The sequence below is a fragment of the Flavobacterium sp. TSSA_36 genome, assembly GCF_051547165.1.
Lineage (GTDB): Bacteria > Bacteroidota > Bacteroidia > Flavobacteriales > Flavobacteriaceae > Flavobacterium.
In genome coordinates this window covers 1-18,371 of sequence record NZ_JBPTTP010000002.1, presented here as the reverse complement: position 1 = coordinate 18,371, position 18,371 = coordinate 1, and the positions used below count along the sequence as shown (strand labels likewise).

Below are 18,371 nucleotides of genomic sequence, written 5' to 3'. Positions count from 1 at the left end.
TGGTTTAAGTCATTTATTTGCTTTTTTGAAACAATTCTTTAAATTTATTGTAATCCATAGTGATAACAAAGGATATGCCTGTTTCGATCACTTCGCCTTGGAGGGCTACTTGGTATTTATTAACGCGATAGCCCCTCAATTTATACCTGCCATCTTTGGTAATTTGATAATCGATGCTGACATCACCTGCTATATTTGATGATTTTTCATTGGATTGCTGACTACCTTCTAATTCAAAACTACTTCCCACGGTGATTTTTACACGGTCTTTGAATAGTTTTTTAGTGATGCCAACATTCAAATCGGTTCGGTCGTCTTTTTTTCCAGAAGAATAATCTTCTGTGGATTGTACATCAAAATTCAATTCGATACCTTTAATTAAGTCGCCTGCTAGATTGTTTAATTGATTGGATAAAATTTTACTTGCGCTTCCTCTCGCCATCGAGGCGGCAGAGAAACCAGATTCGCTAGACAATGGATTTTCTCCCATGAAATTACCCAATACCAATAGCGCAAATACTTGCTTATTCATTTCATTTGGGTCTTGTCGTAATTGCTCTAACTTTGCCTTGGTGGTACTCATTACTTTTGAGGAAACCGAATTGTTGTCGGGTACAACGATGTCAAAGGTGATTTCGGGTTTCAGGATTTCACCTGTCATTTGCAGCTCGGTTTCAAAAGGAATTTTTTCTTTAAATGTTGCTTTTTCTGTTTCCGAAAAACCAATAATTTGATTTGCGACCAAGTCAATAGGAGCAGTGTTCACTTTATACACGGCAATTAAATTTACATCCGCATCCATCGGTGCGCCTTTCCATAAAATATAACTCCCTTTTTTAATGGCAAAATTTCTCTTGATACCACTAAAAGTCATTTCATATTCCCCTTCTTCCAATTCATATTTACCGGTTAAAGTCGTTTTTCCGGATTCGTCGATACCGCCATTGAGCAGGGCTTTCCCTTTTACTTTTACAAAGTCTCCAGTAGTTTTGTCAATAATCATAGTTAATTCGGCGCCTTTGTCTATCAAAATGTCCATAGACGCATTGATGCCCATAATTTCACTTTGATTTACTTCTTTTTCAGCTGCTTTAATGGCTTCTTCTATGGGGCGATCTTGATCGATAAATTCTACAATTCCTTCTCGATCAGCAATCGAAGGATCAGATTGTGGGACTACAATAGTAAATTTAGTATCTTTATTTACTTGAATAGTTCCTGCAATTTTTGGATTTTTGAGATCTCCTTTAAGCGTAATATGATTGTTTAAAAATAATTCACCATAAAATAATTCGTTGTCCGACGCCTTGGAATTAATAGCTTTAAAATTATCAGCATCAATGGCAATATCAAAGGCAATGTTTTTTCCAGTTTCGGTTTGTATTACGCCATCCACCTTCAAATCATTCCCTTTTTCATCTTTGATGGTTAAATGATCTAGCACGATGTTTTTTCCATCAAAAGTAATGGCGTCGTTTAGTGAATGGAAGTTGGCATTGAGTTGTTTTACAGTAAAACCGACTTGATTAAATTGCATTTTTCCACCCATTGTGGAGTTGTCATTGGTTTTTGAAGCTTCAAAATTACCGGTTAAAAATCCAGTACTTTTGGTCACTTCACCCATGAAAAATCCTTGAATACTTTTCATATTGAGTTTTTCAATGGCCAAATCGAGTGCATAGTTTCCGTTACTACTTTCATATTTTCCTGCCATAGTAACCGTATTGTCTTGTCCGGTTAACGAAATGGCCGCTTCATATAGGTTTTCATTTTCATTTTTTACTTGAATGGCAATAGTCCCCACCGTATCTTTTTTGAACGTGAGCTCCTCAATTTTGAGATCCGAAGTAAAAAGCGGTTGCGTTGCTATGTTTTTGACCACAGCCGTTCCGTTGATTTTTCCGCTCATTTGCCAGTCGTCTTTTTCGACCATACTGCTTATCGTTTGTATGTCGAAATTTTCAAATGCAAAAGCGATGGGGGCATTGGCGTTTGGCGTTTGCGATTGCACACTAATACTGCTGCCTTCGTGTTCTAATTTGAAATCCGAAATAATCAATCCTTTGGGTGCTGAAACGATTTGATTGTTTTCTGGAATTTGCCAATTTTCGTAATTCAGTAACGCATTTTTATCCAAATGGAGTAAAGTATTGCCTTGACTGGTTTTTACATTTCCAGCAAGAAAATAACGCTCTTTGTCTTTATTATCTTTAAGTTGTAAGGCATAATCGATTTGATTGTTGGCTACTTTTCCAGAGAGTAAAGTAAAAGGCAATTGCATTTGTGGATTTTGAATATCATCAATGGTCAAGCTATAGTTCAGCGCATTATCATTGGTGGAAATGTTCAAATCGGCATTGGTGATGGTTTGATTGCCGTACACTAGTTTTGGCATTTTTCCTGTGACTGCAATCGAATCGTTTACCGAATTGTAGCGCCCCGAAAACTGAATAGGTGCCAATTCCTTTACCTCAGGCAATAACTGTGCAAACAACGGACTTTCTTTGGTGTTGAGCGTAAAGCTGAAGTGTTGCGGAGCCGTTGTTTTTCTTTTGGCTTTTGGCGTTGTATTGTAATAATTTGCCATCGAGTTTTGTAAAGCCGTTGCTAATTGACTTATTTTAAATTGTCCTTCCATAGTCGCATCCATAAGGCTTGAATGCAAGAGCAATTCGGTTTTTTCTTTATTGGATACCGCTTTAAATTGAACTGAATCTATCGGGAAATCTCCTTTTTCATTGGTGATTATGAGTTGATGTGCGATTACCGTTCCGTTAAGTCTATCCAAATCGGCGGAAAGGATATTGGCATCGACTTCGCCTTTCAGTTTTAAAGGGCCTGCGTGAAGGTTTAGTTTTTCTAAATCGGCGATGTCCAAATGGAGTTTTACGTTTCCTTTTGGCGTTTTACCGCTCATACCTCCAGTTCCTGTCAAAGTAAAGGTCAAATTGGGGTCGTTCGCATCTATCGTGGCTTCAAAAAGTCCTTGTTTCATTGCGCCATTCCAACTCAAATTTTGATAGGTGTACTTGTTGTACATCAGTTTAGATACTGTTCCTGTACTTACAATTGTAGCTGTTTTGGGGTCTAATCCCGTCCCTTTTACTCGGATGCGACTACTTATTTTCCCCAAATCCTTATTCTGTATCAAACGACCGATATCAAAATTCGTCAACTCGGCTTGGGCGTCGTAGCGTTCTTTGTTTTTTTGGCGTTGGTCGAAGGTGGCTTTTACTTTGGCTTTGCCAAAACTACTGTTCAGCACCACATCGGTAAAAAAGGAATGAATCGTACCTTTGAAACTTCCTTTTCCGCTCAATTGATTGGGTAAGCTAAGGTTCGACGGCAGACTTCCTTTGGGAGCGAATTGCTTTATATCTTGTGCCGATGATTCAAAATTTTGAATAGCGATGTCGAATCGGGCTTGGTCTACATTGGGTAAGCCAACGATAGAACCACTCGCTTGCAATTTGGTTTTGCCAATGCCACTCACTTCAAGATTAGGAATTTCGATGCGATTCAGTTTACCCGAAACGGTACTGTTAATCAGCAAAATTCCTTTAGGATTACTCGCAAACGGATTGGTGTTGGTCAATTGTGGCGCTAACAAAAGCACATCTTTGAAACCCAACTGACTCTTTTTTAGATTCGCCTTTACGGATATCTCACCCGGATTTTTGCTTAGAGCCGCTATAGAAGGATAGCCCAAAAGCACTTGGTTGCGCAAAAGGGTTTGAGGTGTTTTGAGGTACAGCTTTTTTAAATAGCTGTTTTTGGGACCAAAGAAAAAGTCGGTGGAGAGGGAGTCTATGACCAAACCACTTTGTTCTTTTCCGGCAAAAGAGGCTACGTTGACCGCAATCGATTCGGGCTTGTAATGAAAATTAGCCGCTTTGAGATGGGCTTTCTTGAGTTGGATATGGTTGTAATCTAATCCTTTTGACAAACGGTTAATGTTGTTGTTGTCAAACTGAAAAAACAGTTGAGCGATATCAGTTTGATTGATTTTTACTTCCCATTGGTTAGGCGTAGTGTTAGTAGTTATGGCGGGAGCTGCTATTTTTGTCGTTTTTCCTAAAGAAACTGCACCCCGTAAGTTGTCAAAATGAATTTTTCGAATCACTACCAATTCATTCGCTAGATCGATTAAATCCAATTTGGCGTACCAACGTTTAAAGGAAAGCTGTCCTTTCATTTTTTGAGAGGTTTCGCTATAATCCAACTGTACTTTTTTCAAATCCATTTCGCCCAAACTCACTTTCCAAGGTAGACTTGGTGGAGAAGCAATCGCATTGGGCGCGATGTTTTGTGGCGTTGGATTCATTGTAAGTGCAACGCTAGCTGTCAAACCGGATAGGTTGATTTTTGGAATCGCTAGGATTTGATTTTCTAAATCGAAGGTTTGAAACTGCGTATCGAATTGTTTAATTTTTACGGATGTTTTCAAAGGATTTTTGACATCCTGATAGACCAATCGCACTCGGCTCAGTTTGATTTTTTGCAAGACGATCGCCATCGAGGAACTTTCGGACTTCTCCTTAGCATCTTGACTTTCAAATGCTTTTAGGATATAGTCAAAGTTAAATTTTCCCTGAACGTTTTGGTCTATTTTGATCGTTACCCCATTTAAAGCAATGCTATTGAGCGTTAGTTGGTTACTCGCCAAATCCAGCCAGTTAATCGCAACGCTCAAGTCGCGTCCGGCTACTAAAGTATCTTTTTTTTGATCGGCCAAAAACAATCCTTTTACGCGTATAGGTTGAAATAGCCCAAACGAAAGGGTGTCAATTTGAACAGTAGTTTTGATTTTTTCCTGTAAATACGCTACCGCCTGATTTTTGGCGAAGCGCTGTACAAAAGGTAAATGTAGTAGCAAGACCAAAAGTAAGAGGACAAGCACCATTCCGGGAAGAATTCGGCGTGCCAAGGCAATACTTTTCTGTAGATTGGGTTTCAAATGTACTTGTTTTAATATAAAAGTACTTTTTTTAGATCAAAATAGCAAGTTGAGGGGTGGGGAGGTGGGATTTTGGATTATGGAAATTTATAATAATCAGTAAAAAATTCACTAAAATTATTCAAATTTCTATTTATACAAGTCATTTTTTAGATTGATTTTTTTTATTAATCTTTTTCTAAATTAATTAAGGCTGATACATATTGTATGTTGATTAAAGAATACAATATGTATAGTTTTGGGATATGATAAATACATTTCTATTAAATGAATTTGGTGAAAGAGTAAAGCAATTGAGGCTTAATAAGAATTTGAGCCAAGAAAAATTGGCTTCTATAACTGGTTTCCATAGAACATATATTGGAATGGTTGAGCGTGGAGAAAGAAATATTTCACTTTCTAATATAGCAGTTTTTGCAAAAGTTTTTGATGTTGATTTATCTGAACTTTTAGATTTAAAAAAGGTTAATCCAAATCATAGTCATAATGATTATGAAATAAAAAATGAGAATTGAAATGCTTTGATTAATGGTATTTTGTTTTAAACTCAAATAGTTTATTTATTAATTTCCTATTGTTATTTTTTATAAGTGTTTATAGATTATAAAAATAGCTCATCAAATCCATATTAAAATGAAGATTGAAAATATCAGACAATTCATCAAACAGAAAGCCGAAGAGTTCGGTGCCAAGACTGACAATGAATTTAATAAGCCTTTTGTTGAGAGAAACAACACAGGACATGAAGCTTTAAAAGACAACGGAGCATATTTTGGTTTTATTCATCCAGAAGAAGAAGCTTCGGGACCATTCCATGACTTTTCATTAACTATTTTTCCAAATGACCAAGGTAGTCCTTGGTTAGTTTGTCTGGGTGTTGGCTCTAGTGGTTTTAAAAATGATTATGAACTTGCTACCTATCCAGGATTAAGACGTTTATTTTCAAAACTTATTAATGAAAAAGGGTTTTGTAAGTCTGACTTTTCAGACATAGAAACAAGTTTGCCAAAAGCAATCACTGGAATCAAAGACCTACAACACATAAAAAATACAATTAAGACTTATACAAAAGTTTTACCCGCTTGCCAAATTGTAGAAGACCCTGAAAGTGAAGAAGGTAAGAAAGTAGTTGCTGCGTTTGTAGCTGCTTATGCTAAACTTAGAGATTGGCCATCGAACAAAGACCATCGAAGAGCAATTTCTGAAGCTTTAAATCCATTTTTTAAAGCTGAAATAATAGATGAAGCAGAAGAAATAAAAAGTCTATTGAGTGAAAGAAAATATATTGTACTTCAAGGACCACCGGGAACAGGAAAAACAAGAACAGCAAAAGAAGTAGCTGAAAAGATAAAAGCAAAAACATTTTTCACACAATTTCATGCAGAAACTAGTTTTTCAGATTTTATTTATGGTATACGACCAGACCTTAGTAACAAAGACCTTAGTTACAAAGAAAACTTAGGAGTCTTCACTGAAGCATTGAAGTATGCAAGGGAACACGAGAATGAAAAAGTTCTTTTAATAATTGATGAGATAAACAGAGCAAATCTTTCAAATGTTTTAGGACCTATTTTCTATTTGTTTGAACACAAGATGGATAAATCAAATGTTGAAATTGAAATTTCTCCAGGTTTTAAGATTAATAAACTTCCAGATAATTTTTCAGTAATCGCTACAATGAATACTGCTGACAGAAGTTTGGCGGTTGTTGATTTTGCATTACGTAGACGATTTGCTTGGTTCACATTGAAACCTAAGGCGATTATTTCAAAGCAATTCTTCAAGGAGGATTTTTCAAGAATTCAAGAGATTTTCGACTGGTACGCTTCAAGTAATGAATTGTCACTTCAACCAGGCCAAGGCTATTTTATTGCAGACAGTGAAGAGGAAATGACAAACCGTATCATGTATGAATTATTCCCTTTGATAAAAGAATATTTGCAAGAAGGTTTGATTAGAAATGCAAAAGAAGAATTCAATAATTATTTCTCAATACGAATAAATAAATCACTTTTTGAATGAGTAAACCATTAGATGTTTTTTGTGAAGTGCCATGCTTAACTGAACAATCAAGACAGTTAAGTGGAATTGCCTTGCAAAAAAAATGGTTTAAATCGGCAGATAAAAGAATTGTTGGTCAGTACTTACAAAAGTTTATAGACTATAATTCATCACAATTTAAATTCATAGGTGTGCAACCTATTATTATTGGTTCTGACCAAAACACCTCATTGACATTTCGTTCATCCAACTTCATTGGCACAATTCCTCTTAGAGCATCAGATACTGGAAAACAAATAGGCGATTTTGTTGTTATGCCCAGGTTTACTGGTCGTGACCGTTTTGAAGACTATATTGAAATTCTTAATTTACTTGGCACAGAAATAAGCCCTGAAGTTATTGACAGCCTACCTCTTGCTTCTGGAAGAAACTTCCGACCTCCATTATATTTAGAAGCAGTAAAATTCATTGCTTCTCTTGAAGAATTACTATCAAGACCCTGGCGTAAGTTTGACAATAACGAAAAAATATCTACCCAACCTTCTGGTCAAATCAATTGGAACAAATACATTAACAACGAATACAAAATTGAAAATCGTTTAAAGTTTCCAACCCGAAAAAACATTTTGAGTGAGTTTCATAGCGAATATGCGGAAGTACGATATGTATTTGACATTTGTAAAAACGAATTGCTTTCTTCCAACACACCACACAGAATAAAAAACACAATTCGGGTAAAGCTGAGTTTCATTGAAGAAAAATTGTATCATCATAAACCCAAAGCCACAAATAATATTGATACCAAATCATCTGACAGCCCAACAGTAAAAATATGTAAAGAACAAGCTAATAAAATTCTAAACTTTAATTTGATTGATAGTACAGCTTGGAGAGTGGATTTCTCAGATGTTTTTGAAAAATTCGTTCAATATATTTTCAAAGCAGTTGCGAAAGAGACTGGAGGTAAACTATTTGCAAATTTCAAATTCCACTCCAGAACTTCAAAACATTTTTCATGGGAATTAAAACACATTGAACCAGACGCTATTTATCAAAAGGAAAGCTTATTGGTATTCATTGATGCAAAATACAAATCAAATCTTTACAATAAGTTCGACAATAGCGAAACTCTGAAAGATGACCACAGACATGATTTGCACCAAATTATGGCCTATACTTCTTTTAGTAAGGCAGACTTTAAATATGGGTTTCTTTGTTATCCATCAGACCAATTAGAATTGAAAATAATAAGATACAAGAACGGAATTAACGAAGTCACAAACACAATTTTAGTAATGGGTATACCTTTAAAAAAAGACAGCATCAATGAGGCAAAGTTATTGCTAATAAACCAATTAAATAATTTGGAAGTTAAGGTTTAAAACCAAATTACTTTTAGTTAGCCCAACTAACTTATTATTTGTTCAATTTGCCAAATCCAATTTGAATGTTTTTCTAAGAAATATTTTTTTTTCATACCTCTATCTATATTAAATTTAAAGACTTCGTCTATTGAGAATAAATACACCATGTTTTTTTTATAGTAAATTGCCTTAGTTAATGTTAAAATGCCCATTTGTAGTCTAACTTCTATTCCGTTGGGTTCTATTGCTTTTATTTTTTCTATGACTTGTTTGGTATTTAATTTTTCCATAAATGATATTTATTGTATGCAAATATACAATGGAATTTTTTATTTTTAGGGTGAATTAAAATCAATTTGATTTAGAATAAAATATCTTTTATACTCATAAAATTTTAACTTATGACTATCCATACTCAATGTTACTTTTCATTCATAGAGGCATATTATCCAAATTTTTACTCCTGTGACACTATTTTATTGAGTGCTATTCTTTTGAGAAAACTTGAGGGTGAAGTAATTGATGCCAACGATGAAGCGTTGATTGAAGGTTGGGATGTTCAAAAGAAGTTACTTGAATTGGATACAATTATTATGGAAAAGGCAATGAAAAATTATTTTGCTATTCATTATCCTGAATAGAATATATAATTAATAATAAACAAACAACGCTTCTCCATTCCCAGAGAAGCGTTGTTTGTTTTATCTATTTTGAGAGCGTATTATGGTGCTCAAAAAAAATTAAAATTATCATTGAAATAGTTTTGTACATTTGCACTCAAACTTTTACATTACAAAAACTAAATTTAAAAATCATGGCAAAACCAATTAAAGAAACTCCTTTTCTAACTGGTAAAGATGCTGATACATTTGTAAAAGAAAACAAAGAAGTAAAAAAAGTATCTAAAAAAGAAAAAGAAGAGATCAACAAGAATTATCAAACCTTAATGAAATTAGCCTCGTTTGGAGTACAATAATATCAAATTAATCAGATTAGAAGCTGATACAGAAATATTGCCGTTTGATTGTGGAGACACAGATTTAAACGGTTTTCTTTTTGAAGATGCAAAAAAATATGCAAAAGAATTAATTGCAGTAACTTATATTATTCAGGACGATGCAAAGACACTTGCCTATTTTAATTACCTCAATGACAAAATATCTCACACTGATCTTGATGGCAATTTAGCAAAGTTTATAGAGAGAATTGGCATTCACCTCCCTTCTGAAAAAGGAGGTCATAAAAGCTATCCAGCTGTTAAAATCGGAAGGCTCGCTGTAAATATAGAATCCCAAATTGGAGGACTTGGAAAAATGATTATTGATTATACCAAGGGAACGTTCACAAACAACAACAAAACAGGTTGTAAATTCATTACGGTTGATGCATACAAAAAGTCATTGCCTTTTTATGAAAAGATGGGGTTCAAATACCTTTCCAGTAAAGACAAAAAATCGGATACTCGATTAATGTATTTTAACCTTCAAAGTATTTGTTAAATTTAGTATGCTTTTGATTTTTAAAATGATAAGCACTTAAATTTTCTTCGAATGTTTGATTTTGAGCATTTGATAATAAAAAAAATCATTAAAAAATTATTTTGCTCTTCATTTTTCCAAGTAGGATAAATTTTTAAAAAAAAGGTCTCCAAGAGAAGAGAAGCTTACTTGTCAAGCAAAGTAGCTTGTTATTCGTCGAAAAAGGTTTTGTCTACAATTTGGAAAATGGCATAAAAAAGTAAAAACCAAAGCAGCGTCATCACTGGTATACCCCAATCATTGAGTGACCAACTAAAGACAAACATCCAGGTTTCATGCTGGTACAATGGGTTAAATGCTTGCCATAGATTGCTTGGGCCACCACTGGAAACTAAAAGTACCATCGCAGATATTACATAAATCACCACTACAGTCAATAAAGCGGTAAATAGTATTTTTTTTAAGTTCATAATGGCTGCCATTCGTTAAGATTCTTACCATTTTATGGCTCTTGATGCTTGTTCCTACTTCGTTGAGGTAGAAAGATAATCGATTTAGTGTAATGAATTGTTTATAAGTTGATTAGGATGCAAATTACTAATTTTTTCTTAAAACATAACCAAAAAGGATCCTTTTTTTTAACTTTTATTTAACGCTTGGCTGCGTGATTTATATTTGTTTGAAATTAATAATAGTGCCATGCTCCATATTAATTTCTCGCAAAGCCGCAAAGTCGCAAAGAAAGCTCTGTGAATACTGCGCCTTTGTGTCTTAGCGAGAATATTGATTGGTAAATTATTAACGAAATTGTGTAAGTCGAAATTGGAATTAAATACTACAACTTATATTGCCAACAACTTAAGATCTCGCCGCTCTTGAAGAAAAAAAGAAGGGCGAAACCATGCATCGTTGCTACAATTTCGAATATGAGAAGCTAGACAATTCGGTTCATTTTGTAGCAAAGGATTACATACCGTTAAGAGGGTACCTTTTTCGTTTTTTTATCGCTAAAAAGCGGTACAATCTGGGTTAAATCAATTCAATCGTTATATTGGGAGTAAATCGCAATACCAAAATCCAAACTCAAAGGCGTCAATGGTGTTTGTATCGCAAGCAGTATCAGACGAGTCTGTAGTTTCAGGTTTTTCATATTTTCGGTACACGACTTCTCCAATTTCAAAAAGAATCGGTTTATAAAATAGAGGTCCATCAAAAGTGAAGGTGTGAAATTCACCATTTTCACCGCAAATATCCACGTTTTCGGGTAAATCTTGTATGAATTGTTCGTCAATGACACGACCTACAAAACTTTGATCCAGATACCGTTCACTCACACAAACCACAATAGTTTTGAAACCGAGTTGCAAAAACTCTTGTAGTAAATCTTTAGTGGGTATTTTCCAAAGCGGGAAAATTCCTTGCAAGCCGATTGAAGCCAATTGTTTTTCGCGGTAACTGCGTAAATCTTCCAGAAAAATATCACCAAAAATGGAGTGAGTAATGCCTTTGTTTACTAGAGGCGCTATACTAGCCCGCATGGCTTCTTCATAAGCTTCCATGGTAGGCATTTCTGGAATGGCCACAATTTCAAGCGGTAATCCTATGCTTTCGGCTTGACGGTGCAGTAGTTCCACACGCAGACCATGCATGGAAACTCGCTGGTGCTTTTGATTGACGCTTGTTACTAAACAATCGATTTCAAATTCGGGATTTTGTAGTGTTTTGTATAATGCAAGGGCAGAATCTTTGCCACTGCTCCAGTTAAAAAGGGCTTTAGTTTTCAAGAATTTTTTTTGGGTGTAAACTTAGTATATTTTCGGATTTAGTCTCACTGATGTGTAGCTTAAAAATATTTTTTATTTGCAATTTGGTTTTGTTGCGAAATTGTGCAAACATAACTATTTGTTGTAACTGTAAGTTTTGTGTTTTTTTGCTAGGCAGCCATTCAATGTAGTTTTGAAACATCTTGACTTTATTTTCTTACTTTCTTAATGTTTTCATTTTTTTTGATTTTCGTATTGTAAGTATAGTTCATTTTTTCTTCATGGAATGCCTAATAGAATTCTATTTTATTCGATGGATAGGTTGTAGCTTTGTAATTTTGAAGTTCAAATTCTCAGCAGTCTTGATTCTATGAAATATTTTTTTCTTTTTTTTAGCTCCTTACTTTTTGCACAGCAAACCCAATTTGTGGATTTTAAATCGGTTACTGCTCAGTTACAATTGAATGCAAACACCAAATCTATTACTGGAAATGTAGCCTATGAATGTGAGGTGTTACAGCCTGTTGATACGATTAAAATTGATGCAAAAACAATGCGTTTTACTCAGGTAAAATGGGATGGAAAGGAATTACCGTATGTTGCTAACAAAGAGCAATTACTTTTGATAGCTGAGTTCAAAAAGGGAAAGCACACGCTTCAATTTTCTTATGAAGCACAACCTAAACAAGCCCTGTATTTTGTAGGAACGGCAGGAACGGATGGTTTTCAAATTTGGACACAAGGACAAGGGAAATATACCAGTCATTGGTTTCCGAGTTTTGACGACGTTAATGAAAAAGTAATTTTCAATTTGGATATTACTTTTGATTCAAATTATCAAGTACTGTCAAACGGGATTTTAAAAGAGAAAAGCGTTGCTAATCGCGTTGTCGTTTGGAAGTATAGGATGCAAAAGCCCATGAGTTCCTATTTGTTGATGATGGCTATTGGTAAATTTGAAAAAAAAGAGGGGCATTCCGCAGCAGGAACCCCTTTGGAATGGTATTTAGAACCTAAAAATAAAGATCGTTTTGAGTCGACCTACCGTTATTCGGTTTCCATTTTTGATTTTTTGGAAAAAGAAATCGGAGTGAAGTATCCTTGGAAAATCTATAAACAGGTGCCTGTACGCGATTTTTTGTATGCCGGAATGGAAAACACTACTGCTACTACTTTCTTGACTCGTTATGTGGTGGATTCGATTGGATTTTATGATCGAAAATATACCAATGTTAACGCTCATGAATTGGCGCATCAATGGTTTGGAAATATGATTACGGCTAAGTCAAGCCAGCATCATTGGTTGCAAGAAGGTTTCGCGACTTATTTTGCCTTGTTGGCCGAAAGAGAAATTTATGGTGACGATTTTTTCTATAGCTACTTGCATGAGAAAGCACAACAATTGAAGTTTGCTTCTAGAACAGATACAATTCCGGTTTTGAATGCCAAAGCGAGTTCATTGACGTTTTACGAAAAAGGAGCTTGGGCCTTATTTGTTTTGCATCAAAAAATTGGAGATGTTGCTTTCAAAAAAGGGTTGAAAAATTATTTGAAAAAATATGCTTTTCAAACAGTAACTACAGCTGATTTTCTTCAGGAGATCGAAAAAGTAGCCGATTTTGACACCAAAACTTTTTCTAAAGTATGGCTTGAAGATTATAGATTTAATAGTATAGAAGCCAATGAATTATTAGTAAAAAATAAAAGTAGTAAGATACAACTGGAAGTAGATGAACTTCGGAACAAGCCCTTATCGGAAAAGAAAATTATGTTTAGAGAAATTTTAGAGTCGGAGGTATATTTTTCGGTAAAAGAAAGTATTTTGACGCAATTGCAAAAGGAGTCTTATGCCGATATTCGAGATTTGATTGCGATTGCTTTTACTGCCAATAATCGATCTCTTCGTCAGAAAATAGCGTATCTATTTCCTAAAGTACCAGAAGAATTTAAATTTGAATATGAAACGTTACTTAACGAAGCATCCTATCAAACCCAAGAAATTGCTTTGTTTCATTTGTGGAATACTTTCGAGAATGATCGTGCACGTTACTTAAATCAAACGAAAAATTGGATAGGGTTTAACGATTATAATTTAAGAATTTTATGGTTGGGATTGGCTTTGAATACAAAAGATTATAGTGCGACACCTAAAGTTTTGATACAAGAGTTGATTTCGTATTCGTCCACTGAATTTGAAGCGAGTACGCGCCAAAATGCATTAGAAACTTTGCTAGGTTTTCAATTGATTACTCCAGAAGTATTGAAAAATTTGGTCAATGCCACTACGCATCACATGTGGCAGTTCTCTAAGTTTGGACGAACAGCCATTCGAAAGTTACTCAAAGACCCTGTTCAGAGAACCAATTTGGAACAACTTTTACCTCAATTAAACGAATCCGAAAAACTACAATTAGCACGATTGTTGGCAGAATAATAGAACCTATTTGGAATTTTGTCCAAAAATCGCCCTTGAGGAATTACCACAAATCGCCCACTTCATTTTTAATATAAGCCAATGCAGCATGGCTAGGAGATTGCTTTTCTAATAAATCATTGATAATCAATTCCCGCATTTGTTGTGCATTGGTAATTGATTCTTTTTTTGCGGCTATGCGAATCATTTGAATTGTGGCGTTTTTGGCAGTCATGATAAAATTCCAACATTCATTTGACATGTAAATTTGTTGTGTCAAATTGTGTTCAAATTCTTGTTCGATATGTGCAATAACCAATTGCTCGTAGGGTTCTTTTTGAGTAGAATTGGGTGCAATACGAATCAATAGTTGGTTTAAATTAATGCGTTCTAAGAATAAGGTCATGCGCTCATAGGCTTGTAGGCGGAGGGGTAATGCAGTTTTTTGAGCCTCTCGATGTAATAAATAACTGCGACGTTTGTCTTCGTTTTTAGTATGTAATTTAAAAAATTGAGTAGCGACTATGCCAGTGATTAGGGCAGGTAAAGTGTAACTAGCAAGTTCTATAATTCTTGTTGCGTCCATAAGTATAATTAGGTTTGGGCACAAAAATAAACTTTTTTGAACCTTATGAAGCTTCTAGGTTTTAATTTTTTGCCCCATTGTCCAAAAAATAGCGCTGACTTTTGGGGTATTCGCATTTAGAAATTCCGTTACGTATTCACTAATAAATTGGGGATTATAATGTCTTGATGACAAGAATTAGTAAGGTTGATGGAATTTACGATATTCAACTTCGATTTCTATGAAAATTAGTGCCCATTGGTGTAATTCTATCTAACACTTTTTTTAATCTTTGAAAATCAGCGAATCAGCGGTAAAAAAAGTTAGCCAAGCTGCGGTCAAAGTTTTTCCACTTTCTTGAAATTTGTGACTCCCTTTTTTTATAAAAGTGAATTCTAAAACAGACTTTTAAAAATTTTTAAGTTTTAAAAATTCGTCTTCCATCGATTGGTATAACCATTTGATACCATTATTTTTGTTGCAACCCAAAATCCTTAATCATACATGGAGTTATCAATTTTGTTTTTACTTTGTTTGGCAGCATTTGCGGCAGGATTTATAGATGCAATTGTAGGTGGTGGTGGACTTATTCAAACACCAGTGGGTTTGATTTTGTTGCCAAGTTTACCTGTGGCAACGGTAATTGGTACCTTAAAAGTGCCCGCTTTTAGTGGGACTTCTTTTGCCGCTTTTCAATATATGCGAAAAGTAGTTTTAGATTGGAAATTGCTAACTATCATGATGGTATTGGCCTTTCCCTCGGCGTTTTTGGGTTCGACTTTGTTGACCTATGTGAGTAATGATTTTATGAAACCACTTTTACTGGTAGTATTGTCGTTTTTAGTAGTCTATACTTACGCTAAGAAAAATTTCGGCCAGCATATTGTTAAGCAAATTTCGCAAAAGCGTCAATTGATTAATGCTGTTTCTATTAGTTTCATAGTAGGTATGTATGACGGATTTATTGGGCCAGGAACCGGTAGTTTTTTAGTGGTAGCGTTTATTGCTATTATGGGTTTTGATTTTCTTCATGCTTCGGCCAATGCTAAAATGGTCAATTTGGCGACTAATTTTGGTTCTATTTGCTTGTTTATGCTTAAAGGTAAAATCATTTGGGCGATCGCTTTGCCTATGGCGGCGAGTAATGCTTTTGGCGGTTGGTTAGGCGCTAAGTTAGCCATTCAAAAAGGCAATAGCTTTATTCGCATTTTCTTTATGGTAGTAGTGATTGCTACGTTACTACGATTTGCATATGCCATTTTTTATGCATAAAAAGGAGAACTGACTCTTAGGAATTCTATTTTTAAAAAGTTAGCGATGAATTACACTAGTGGTCACTAATTCTATCTAACACTTTTTTTAATCTTTGAAAATCAGCGAATCAGCGGTAAAAAAAGTTAGCCAAGCTGCGATCAAAGTTTTTCCACTTTCTTGAAATTCGTGATTTATTAGTGTAATTCGTAGCTAAAATTTTTAAAAGCGAAAGCCCTGCTGATTTTTTTTGATTCAACTATTCTTTGCAATCCATTTTAGTGAATTTGTATTTTACTTTTTCGTAATCGATGGGTTGGCCTTTTACAAAATATGTTTTACCTAAATACGTCTCGATTTTACCATTGCCAAGAATGAGTTCGTTGCCTTTTTTAAGTAATGCCAATGGGTTTTTAAAGATTGTTTTATCAGTAGGTCCTACCATAAAGGAATAATCCACTAGTAGGGTGTCTCCACTAAATTTTCCTGAAATAGTCCCTTCTTTGGTTGGAGTTTCAAATTCTTTCAAGACCATATCTCCGGCAATACTTCCGTCTTTTAAAGTATTCACTTTCAAGATGGCGGTGTCTTTTTCGTAGACCGCTTGATAACAGGCTACTGAAACAGGGGTTTCATCAATTTTTTTTGCGGGCTCTGTTTCTTTTTTACAACTCACCAATCCTAAACAAGAGAGGATTGTGCACATCAAGATGTTGTTTTTCATGTTTTTTACTGTTAGTTATGGGTTTTAAGCCCTAATTTACGAAATTTAATCACTTAAATCTCCATTTGTTTTTATAAAATATTTTATTGGCAGGTATTCGTCGTTAGGAAAAGGTTCGCAGCGGTGCTGAATTCCATATAGTAACGTTTTTCGGATTGGATTACGCTGCTGCAAGTTATTGTTTTTGCGCAGCGTGAAATTAGGTGGAATTAAAGGCTCGTCAGTAGTAATAATAAGGATTTTCCGTTGTACATGAATTTTATATTGTATATTTGAAAGTGTTGATTAGTAGTGTTTTATGTGTTTTTTGTATATCTGGTCATTATTGTATGTTGTCATGGTATTTCTCATAACCGATGTTTTTTCACTCTTAAATTAACTCATTATGAAAGTATGGATAGTTGCTTTTTTGTTCTTATCGTCAGTTCCACTGTATTCGCAAACAAAAGATAATGACTTGCGTAGTCTGTTGGATAGCATTAATGCATTTGATCCCATGGAAAATTTATATTCACAAATAAATGTTTTGGAGTATGCGAATAGTCAACAGTACTTAAAGCTTCGAAACGTAAAAAGGCAATTGAATTTACTTGGTGAGTTTTGTATTAGACAAGCAGTCTATAAAAAGATTTTTGATCAACTCGAACTGGGGCTTATGCCTGATAAGGTAGAGGTGGAACCGTGGGTTTCATTAAACAAATATGATGTTGGTAGTTATGATCAATGGTCGCTTTTTGAAGCCCCTCCCTTAGGGCGTTCGTGGCCCATTACAATTTATCTTAATGAGTCTACTAATTATGATCATGAGCTGTATCCCGTTGAAGATATTGGGTTGGCTTTAAGGCAAGAAGATCCGATTCTAAAAAAGCGGTATCCTACTCTTTTTAAAATGATTAAAAAAGGAAAAGTAGTTTTTCAAATGAAACCATTAACTCCGATGTCGCTTCTAGAGAGTAATATAGCAAAGCTCCGATTTCCTTCCTATTCGCCTAAAGTTATTTTGAATACAGCGCAGCACAAACAAAATTATGCGGATGATTTATTGGAATGGATTTCAAAAAATCTTAGTCCTGCTATAAAACGTGTTGAGATAAGTAGGGATGTGGTAGCAGATTATATGAAAATTGAAAAGAAAGCGTATCGTGCTCCGACGATTGATGAAAAAATTAACTTAAGGATTCGATATATTGAATTTCTTAAAAAAAAATATAGCATGTTATGGTAAAGTTGTTTCGTTGTGGTTTGTGGTTGCTTTTTTTAAATACAGTTGTTGTTGTTGGACAAGTAAAAAAAGCACCCGAAACCAAGGATAATGTGGTCACAGAGTTTTTAGCCTCGTATGATTCGCTACAACAAAATAAAGCAATTCTAGAAGGGCCACCTCAATTAGAACTACCTGTAGTGGTCGCAACGGGTAATGCGCGTCAAGATTCGATCCGATTTGAACGACAGTTGAAAAAATACGATTTTGACATGATGCACCAACAGCGCAGTTTTGCTTGGCAGTTTTACAGTGGTATTATTATTTTTATGTTGGTGATTTTTATTGTATTGATGGGACTTCTACTTTCGTACAAGCAGTTTCAGCTCACGGAATTGCAAATAAAAGCTAACATTGTAAAGCCAAAAGGGGAAATGGCAGAGGTCAATACCGAAAACACCAATATTGAAATTTCGCAAAGCGGTCTAAAAATTAACACAGGGGTGATTGGTTTGGCGATATTGTTTCTTTCATTGGCTTTTTTCTTTTTATACTTAAAGTATGTGTATCAAATTGAGGTTATTGATGTAGTTGAGTAATGTTAGCTCCATGTTTATTCTTGTTTTTGGATATATTCTGATGATAGATTGTAGT

Annotated in this window: 16 protein-coding genes; 10 read left to right on the top strand and 6 right to left on the bottom strand. The window is 34.8% G+C overall.

Annotated elements, in window-relative coordinates; genetic code table 11:
• Nucleotides 1-13: 13 nt before the first annotated feature.
• A complete protein-coding gene (locus ACSVH7_RS04245; protein WP_438065453.1) occupies nucleotides 14-4,957 on the bottom strand; it encodes a translocation/assembly module TamB domain-containing protein in 4,944 nt (1,647 codons plus the stop codon).
• Nucleotides 4,958-5,202: 245 nt separating this feature from the next.
• On the opposite strand from ACSVH7_RS04245, the gene ACSVH7_RS04240 reads away from it, so the two are divergent.
• The 3 genes from ACSVH7_RS04240 (at nucleotide 5,203) to ACSVH7_RS04230 (ending at nucleotide 8,340) form a co-directional block, all read left to right on the top strand.
• The gene (locus ACSVH7_RS04240; protein WP_438065452.1) at nucleotides 5,203-5,472 is read left to right on the top strand and encodes a helix-turn-helix domain-containing protein; all 270 of its coding nucleotides are present in this window, start codon (nucleotides 5,203-5,205) and stop codon (nucleotides 5,470-5,472) included.
• A gap of 118 nt (nucleotides 5,473-5,590) precedes the next feature.
• Entirely contained in the window at nucleotides 5,591-6,979 is a 1,389-nt protein-coding gene (locus ACSVH7_RS04235; protein WP_438065451.1) for an McrB family protein, read from the top strand.
• Nucleotides 6,976-8,340, top strand: coding sequence for a hypothetical protein (locus ACSVH7_RS04230; protein ID WP_438065450.1), 1,365 nt, complete (start codon nucleotides 6,976-6,978; stop codon nucleotides 8,338-8,340). Before ACSVH7_RS04235 ends, ACSVH7_RS04230 begins: the two co-directional genes overlap by 4 nt.
• Nucleotides 8,341-8,366: 26 nt before the next feature.
• Here ACSVH7_RS04230 and ACSVH7_RS04225 read toward each other — a convergent pair whose 3' ends face one another.
• Nucleotides 8,367-8,612, bottom strand: a complete 246-nt coding sequence (locus ACSVH7_RS04225) for a hypothetical protein (protein WP_438065449.1) — start codon at nucleotides 8,610-8,612, stop codon at nucleotides 8,367-8,369.
• Nucleotides 8,613-8,723: 111 nt separating this feature from the next.
• Here ACSVH7_RS04225 and ACSVH7_RS04220 point away from each other — a divergent pair, with 111 nt between their 5' ends.
• From ACSVH7_RS04220 to ACSVH7_RS04210, 3 genes are all read left to right on the top strand, one after another.
• The gene (locus tag ACSVH7_RS04220) at nucleotides 8,724-8,963 is read left to right on the top strand and encodes a hypothetical protein (protein ID WP_438065448.1); all 240 of its coding nucleotides are present in this window, start codon (nucleotides 8,724-8,726) and stop codon (nucleotides 8,961-8,963) included.
• A 173-nt stretch (nucleotides 8,964-9,136) separates the two neighbouring features.
• Nucleotides 9,137-9,298: a hypothetical protein gene (locus ACSVH7_RS04215; protein WP_438065447.1), complete on the top strand. Its 162-nt coding sequence runs from the start codon at nucleotides 9,137-9,139 to the stop codon at nucleotides 9,296-9,298.
• Nucleotides 9,285-9,821, top strand: a complete 537-nt coding sequence (locus ACSVH7_RS04210; protein WP_438065446.1) for a GNAT family N-acetyltransferase — start codon at nucleotides 9,285-9,287, stop codon at nucleotides 9,819-9,821. Before ACSVH7_RS04215 ends, ACSVH7_RS04210 begins: the two co-directional genes overlap by 14 nt.
• A 188-nt stretch (nucleotides 9,822-10,009) precedes the next feature.
• Here ACSVH7_RS04210 and ACSVH7_RS04205 read toward each other — a convergent pair whose 3' ends face one another.
• A complete protein-coding gene (locus ACSVH7_RS04205) occupies nucleotides 10,010-10,270 on the bottom strand; it encodes a hypothetical protein (protein WP_438065445.1) in 261 nt (86 codons plus the stop codon).
• Nucleotides 10,271-10,846: 576 nt separating this feature from the next.
• Nucleotides 10,847-11,584, bottom strand: coding sequence for a diphthine--ammonia ligase (locus tag ACSVH7_RS04200; protein ID WP_438065444.1), 738 nt, complete (start codon nucleotides 11,582-11,584; stop codon nucleotides 10,847-10,849).
• A 349-nt stretch (nucleotides 11,585-11,933) separates the two neighbouring features.
• On the opposite strand from ACSVH7_RS04200, the gene ACSVH7_RS04195 reads away from it, so the two are divergent.
• The gene (locus tag ACSVH7_RS04195; RefSeq protein ID WP_438065443.1) at nucleotides 11,934-13,997 is read left to right on the top strand and encodes a M1 family metallopeptidase; all 2,064 of its coding nucleotides are present in this window, start codon (nucleotides 11,934-11,936) and stop codon (nucleotides 13,995-13,997) included.
• A 43-nt stretch (nucleotides 13,998-14,040) separates the two neighbouring features.
• Here ACSVH7_RS04195 and ACSVH7_RS04190 read toward each other — a convergent pair whose 3' ends face one another.
• Nucleotides 14,041-14,562: a hypothetical protein gene (locus ACSVH7_RS04190; RefSeq protein WP_438065442.1), complete on the bottom strand. Its 522-nt coding sequence runs from the start codon at nucleotides 14,560-14,562 to the stop codon at nucleotides 14,041-14,043.
• A gap of 483 nt (nucleotides 14,563-15,045) precedes the next feature.
• Between ACSVH7_RS04190 and ACSVH7_RS04185 the strand changes: the two genes are divergently transcribed.
• Nucleotides 15,046-15,813, top strand: a complete 768-nt coding sequence (locus ACSVH7_RS04185) for a sulfite exporter TauE/SafE family protein (protein WP_438065441.1) — start codon at nucleotides 15,046-15,048, stop codon at nucleotides 15,811-15,813.
• A 238-nt stretch (nucleotides 15,814-16,051) separates the two neighbouring features.
• Here the strand turns inward: ACSVH7_RS04185 and ACSVH7_RS04180 are convergent, their stop codons facing one another.
• On the bottom strand, nucleotides 16,052-16,516 hold the full coding sequence (locus tag ACSVH7_RS04180; protein ID WP_438065440.1) for a hypothetical protein: 465 nt from the start codon (nucleotides 16,514-16,516) through the stop codon (nucleotides 16,052-16,054).
• A 385-nt stretch (nucleotides 16,517-16,901) separates the two neighbouring features.
• Here ACSVH7_RS04180 and ACSVH7_RS04175 point away from each other — a divergent pair, with 385 nt between their 5' ends.
• Nucleotides 16,902-17,741: a hypothetical protein gene (locus ACSVH7_RS04175; protein ID WP_438065439.1), complete on the top strand. Its 840-nt coding sequence runs from the start codon at nucleotides 16,902-16,904 to the stop codon at nucleotides 17,739-17,741.
• The gene (locus ACSVH7_RS04170) at nucleotides 17,735-18,316 is read left to right on the top strand and encodes a hypothetical protein (RefSeq protein ID WP_438065438.1); all 582 of its coding nucleotides are present in this window, start codon (nucleotides 17,735-17,737) and stop codon (nucleotides 18,314-18,316) included. The genes ACSVH7_RS04175 and ACSVH7_RS04170 overlap by 7 nt, the downstream gene beginning before the upstream one ends.
• Nucleotides 18,317-18,371 lie beyond the last annotated feature (55 nt).

Excerpts from the sequence above, each read along its gene's own strand:
- ACSVH7_RS04190 (WP_438065442.1), bottom strand. The coding sequence starts at position 14,562 with ATGGACGCAACAAGAATTATAGAACTTGCTAGTTACACTTTACCTGCC.
- ACSVH7_RS04170 (WP_438065438.1), top strand. The coding sequence starts at position 17,735 with ATGGTAAAGTTGTTTCGTTGTGGTTTGTGGTTGCTTTTTTTAAATACA.
- ACSVH7_RS04205 (WP_438065445.1), bottom strand. The coding sequence starts at position 10,270 with ATGAACTTAAAAAAAATACTATTTACCGCTTTATTGACTGTAGTGGTG.
- ACSVH7_RS04175 (WP_438065439.1), top strand. The coding sequence starts at position 16,902 with ATGAAAGTATGGATAGTTGCTTTTTTGTTCTTATCGTCAGTTCCACTG.
- ACSVH7_RS04225 (WP_438065449.1), bottom strand. The coding sequence starts at position 8,612 with ATGGAAAAATTAAATACCAAACAAGTCATAGAAAAAATAAAAGCAATA.
- ACSVH7_RS04240 (WP_438065452.1), top strand. The coding sequence starts at position 5,203 with ATGATAAATACATTTCTATTAAATGAATTTGGTGAAAGAGTAAAGCAA.
- ACSVH7_RS04195 (WP_438065443.1), top strand. The coding sequence starts at position 11,934 with ATGAAATATTTTTTTCTTTTTTTTAGCTCCTTACTTTTTGCACAGCAA.
- ACSVH7_RS04215 (WP_438065447.1), top strand. The coding sequence starts at position 9,137 with ATGGCAAAACCAATTAAAGAAACTCCTTTTCTAACTGGTAAAGATGCT.
- ACSVH7_RS04180 (WP_438065440.1), bottom strand. The coding sequence starts at position 16,516 with ATGAAAAACAACATCTTGATGTGCACAATCCTCTCTTGTTTAGGATTG.
- ACSVH7_RS04185 (WP_438065441.1), top strand. The coding sequence starts at position 15,046 with ATGGAGTTATCAATTTTGTTTTTACTTTGTTTGGCAGCATTTGCGGCA.
- ACSVH7_RS04230 (WP_438065450.1), top strand. The coding sequence starts at position 6,976 with ATGAGTAAACCATTAGATGTTTTTTGTGAAGTGCCATGCTTAACTGAA.
- ACSVH7_RS04220 (WP_438065448.1), top strand. The coding sequence starts at position 8,724 with ATGACTATCCATACTCAATGTTACTTTTCATTCATAGAGGCATATTAT.
- ACSVH7_RS04235 (WP_438065451.1), top strand. The coding sequence starts at position 5,591 with ATGAAGATTGAAAATATCAGACAATTCATCAAACAGAAAGCCGAAGAG.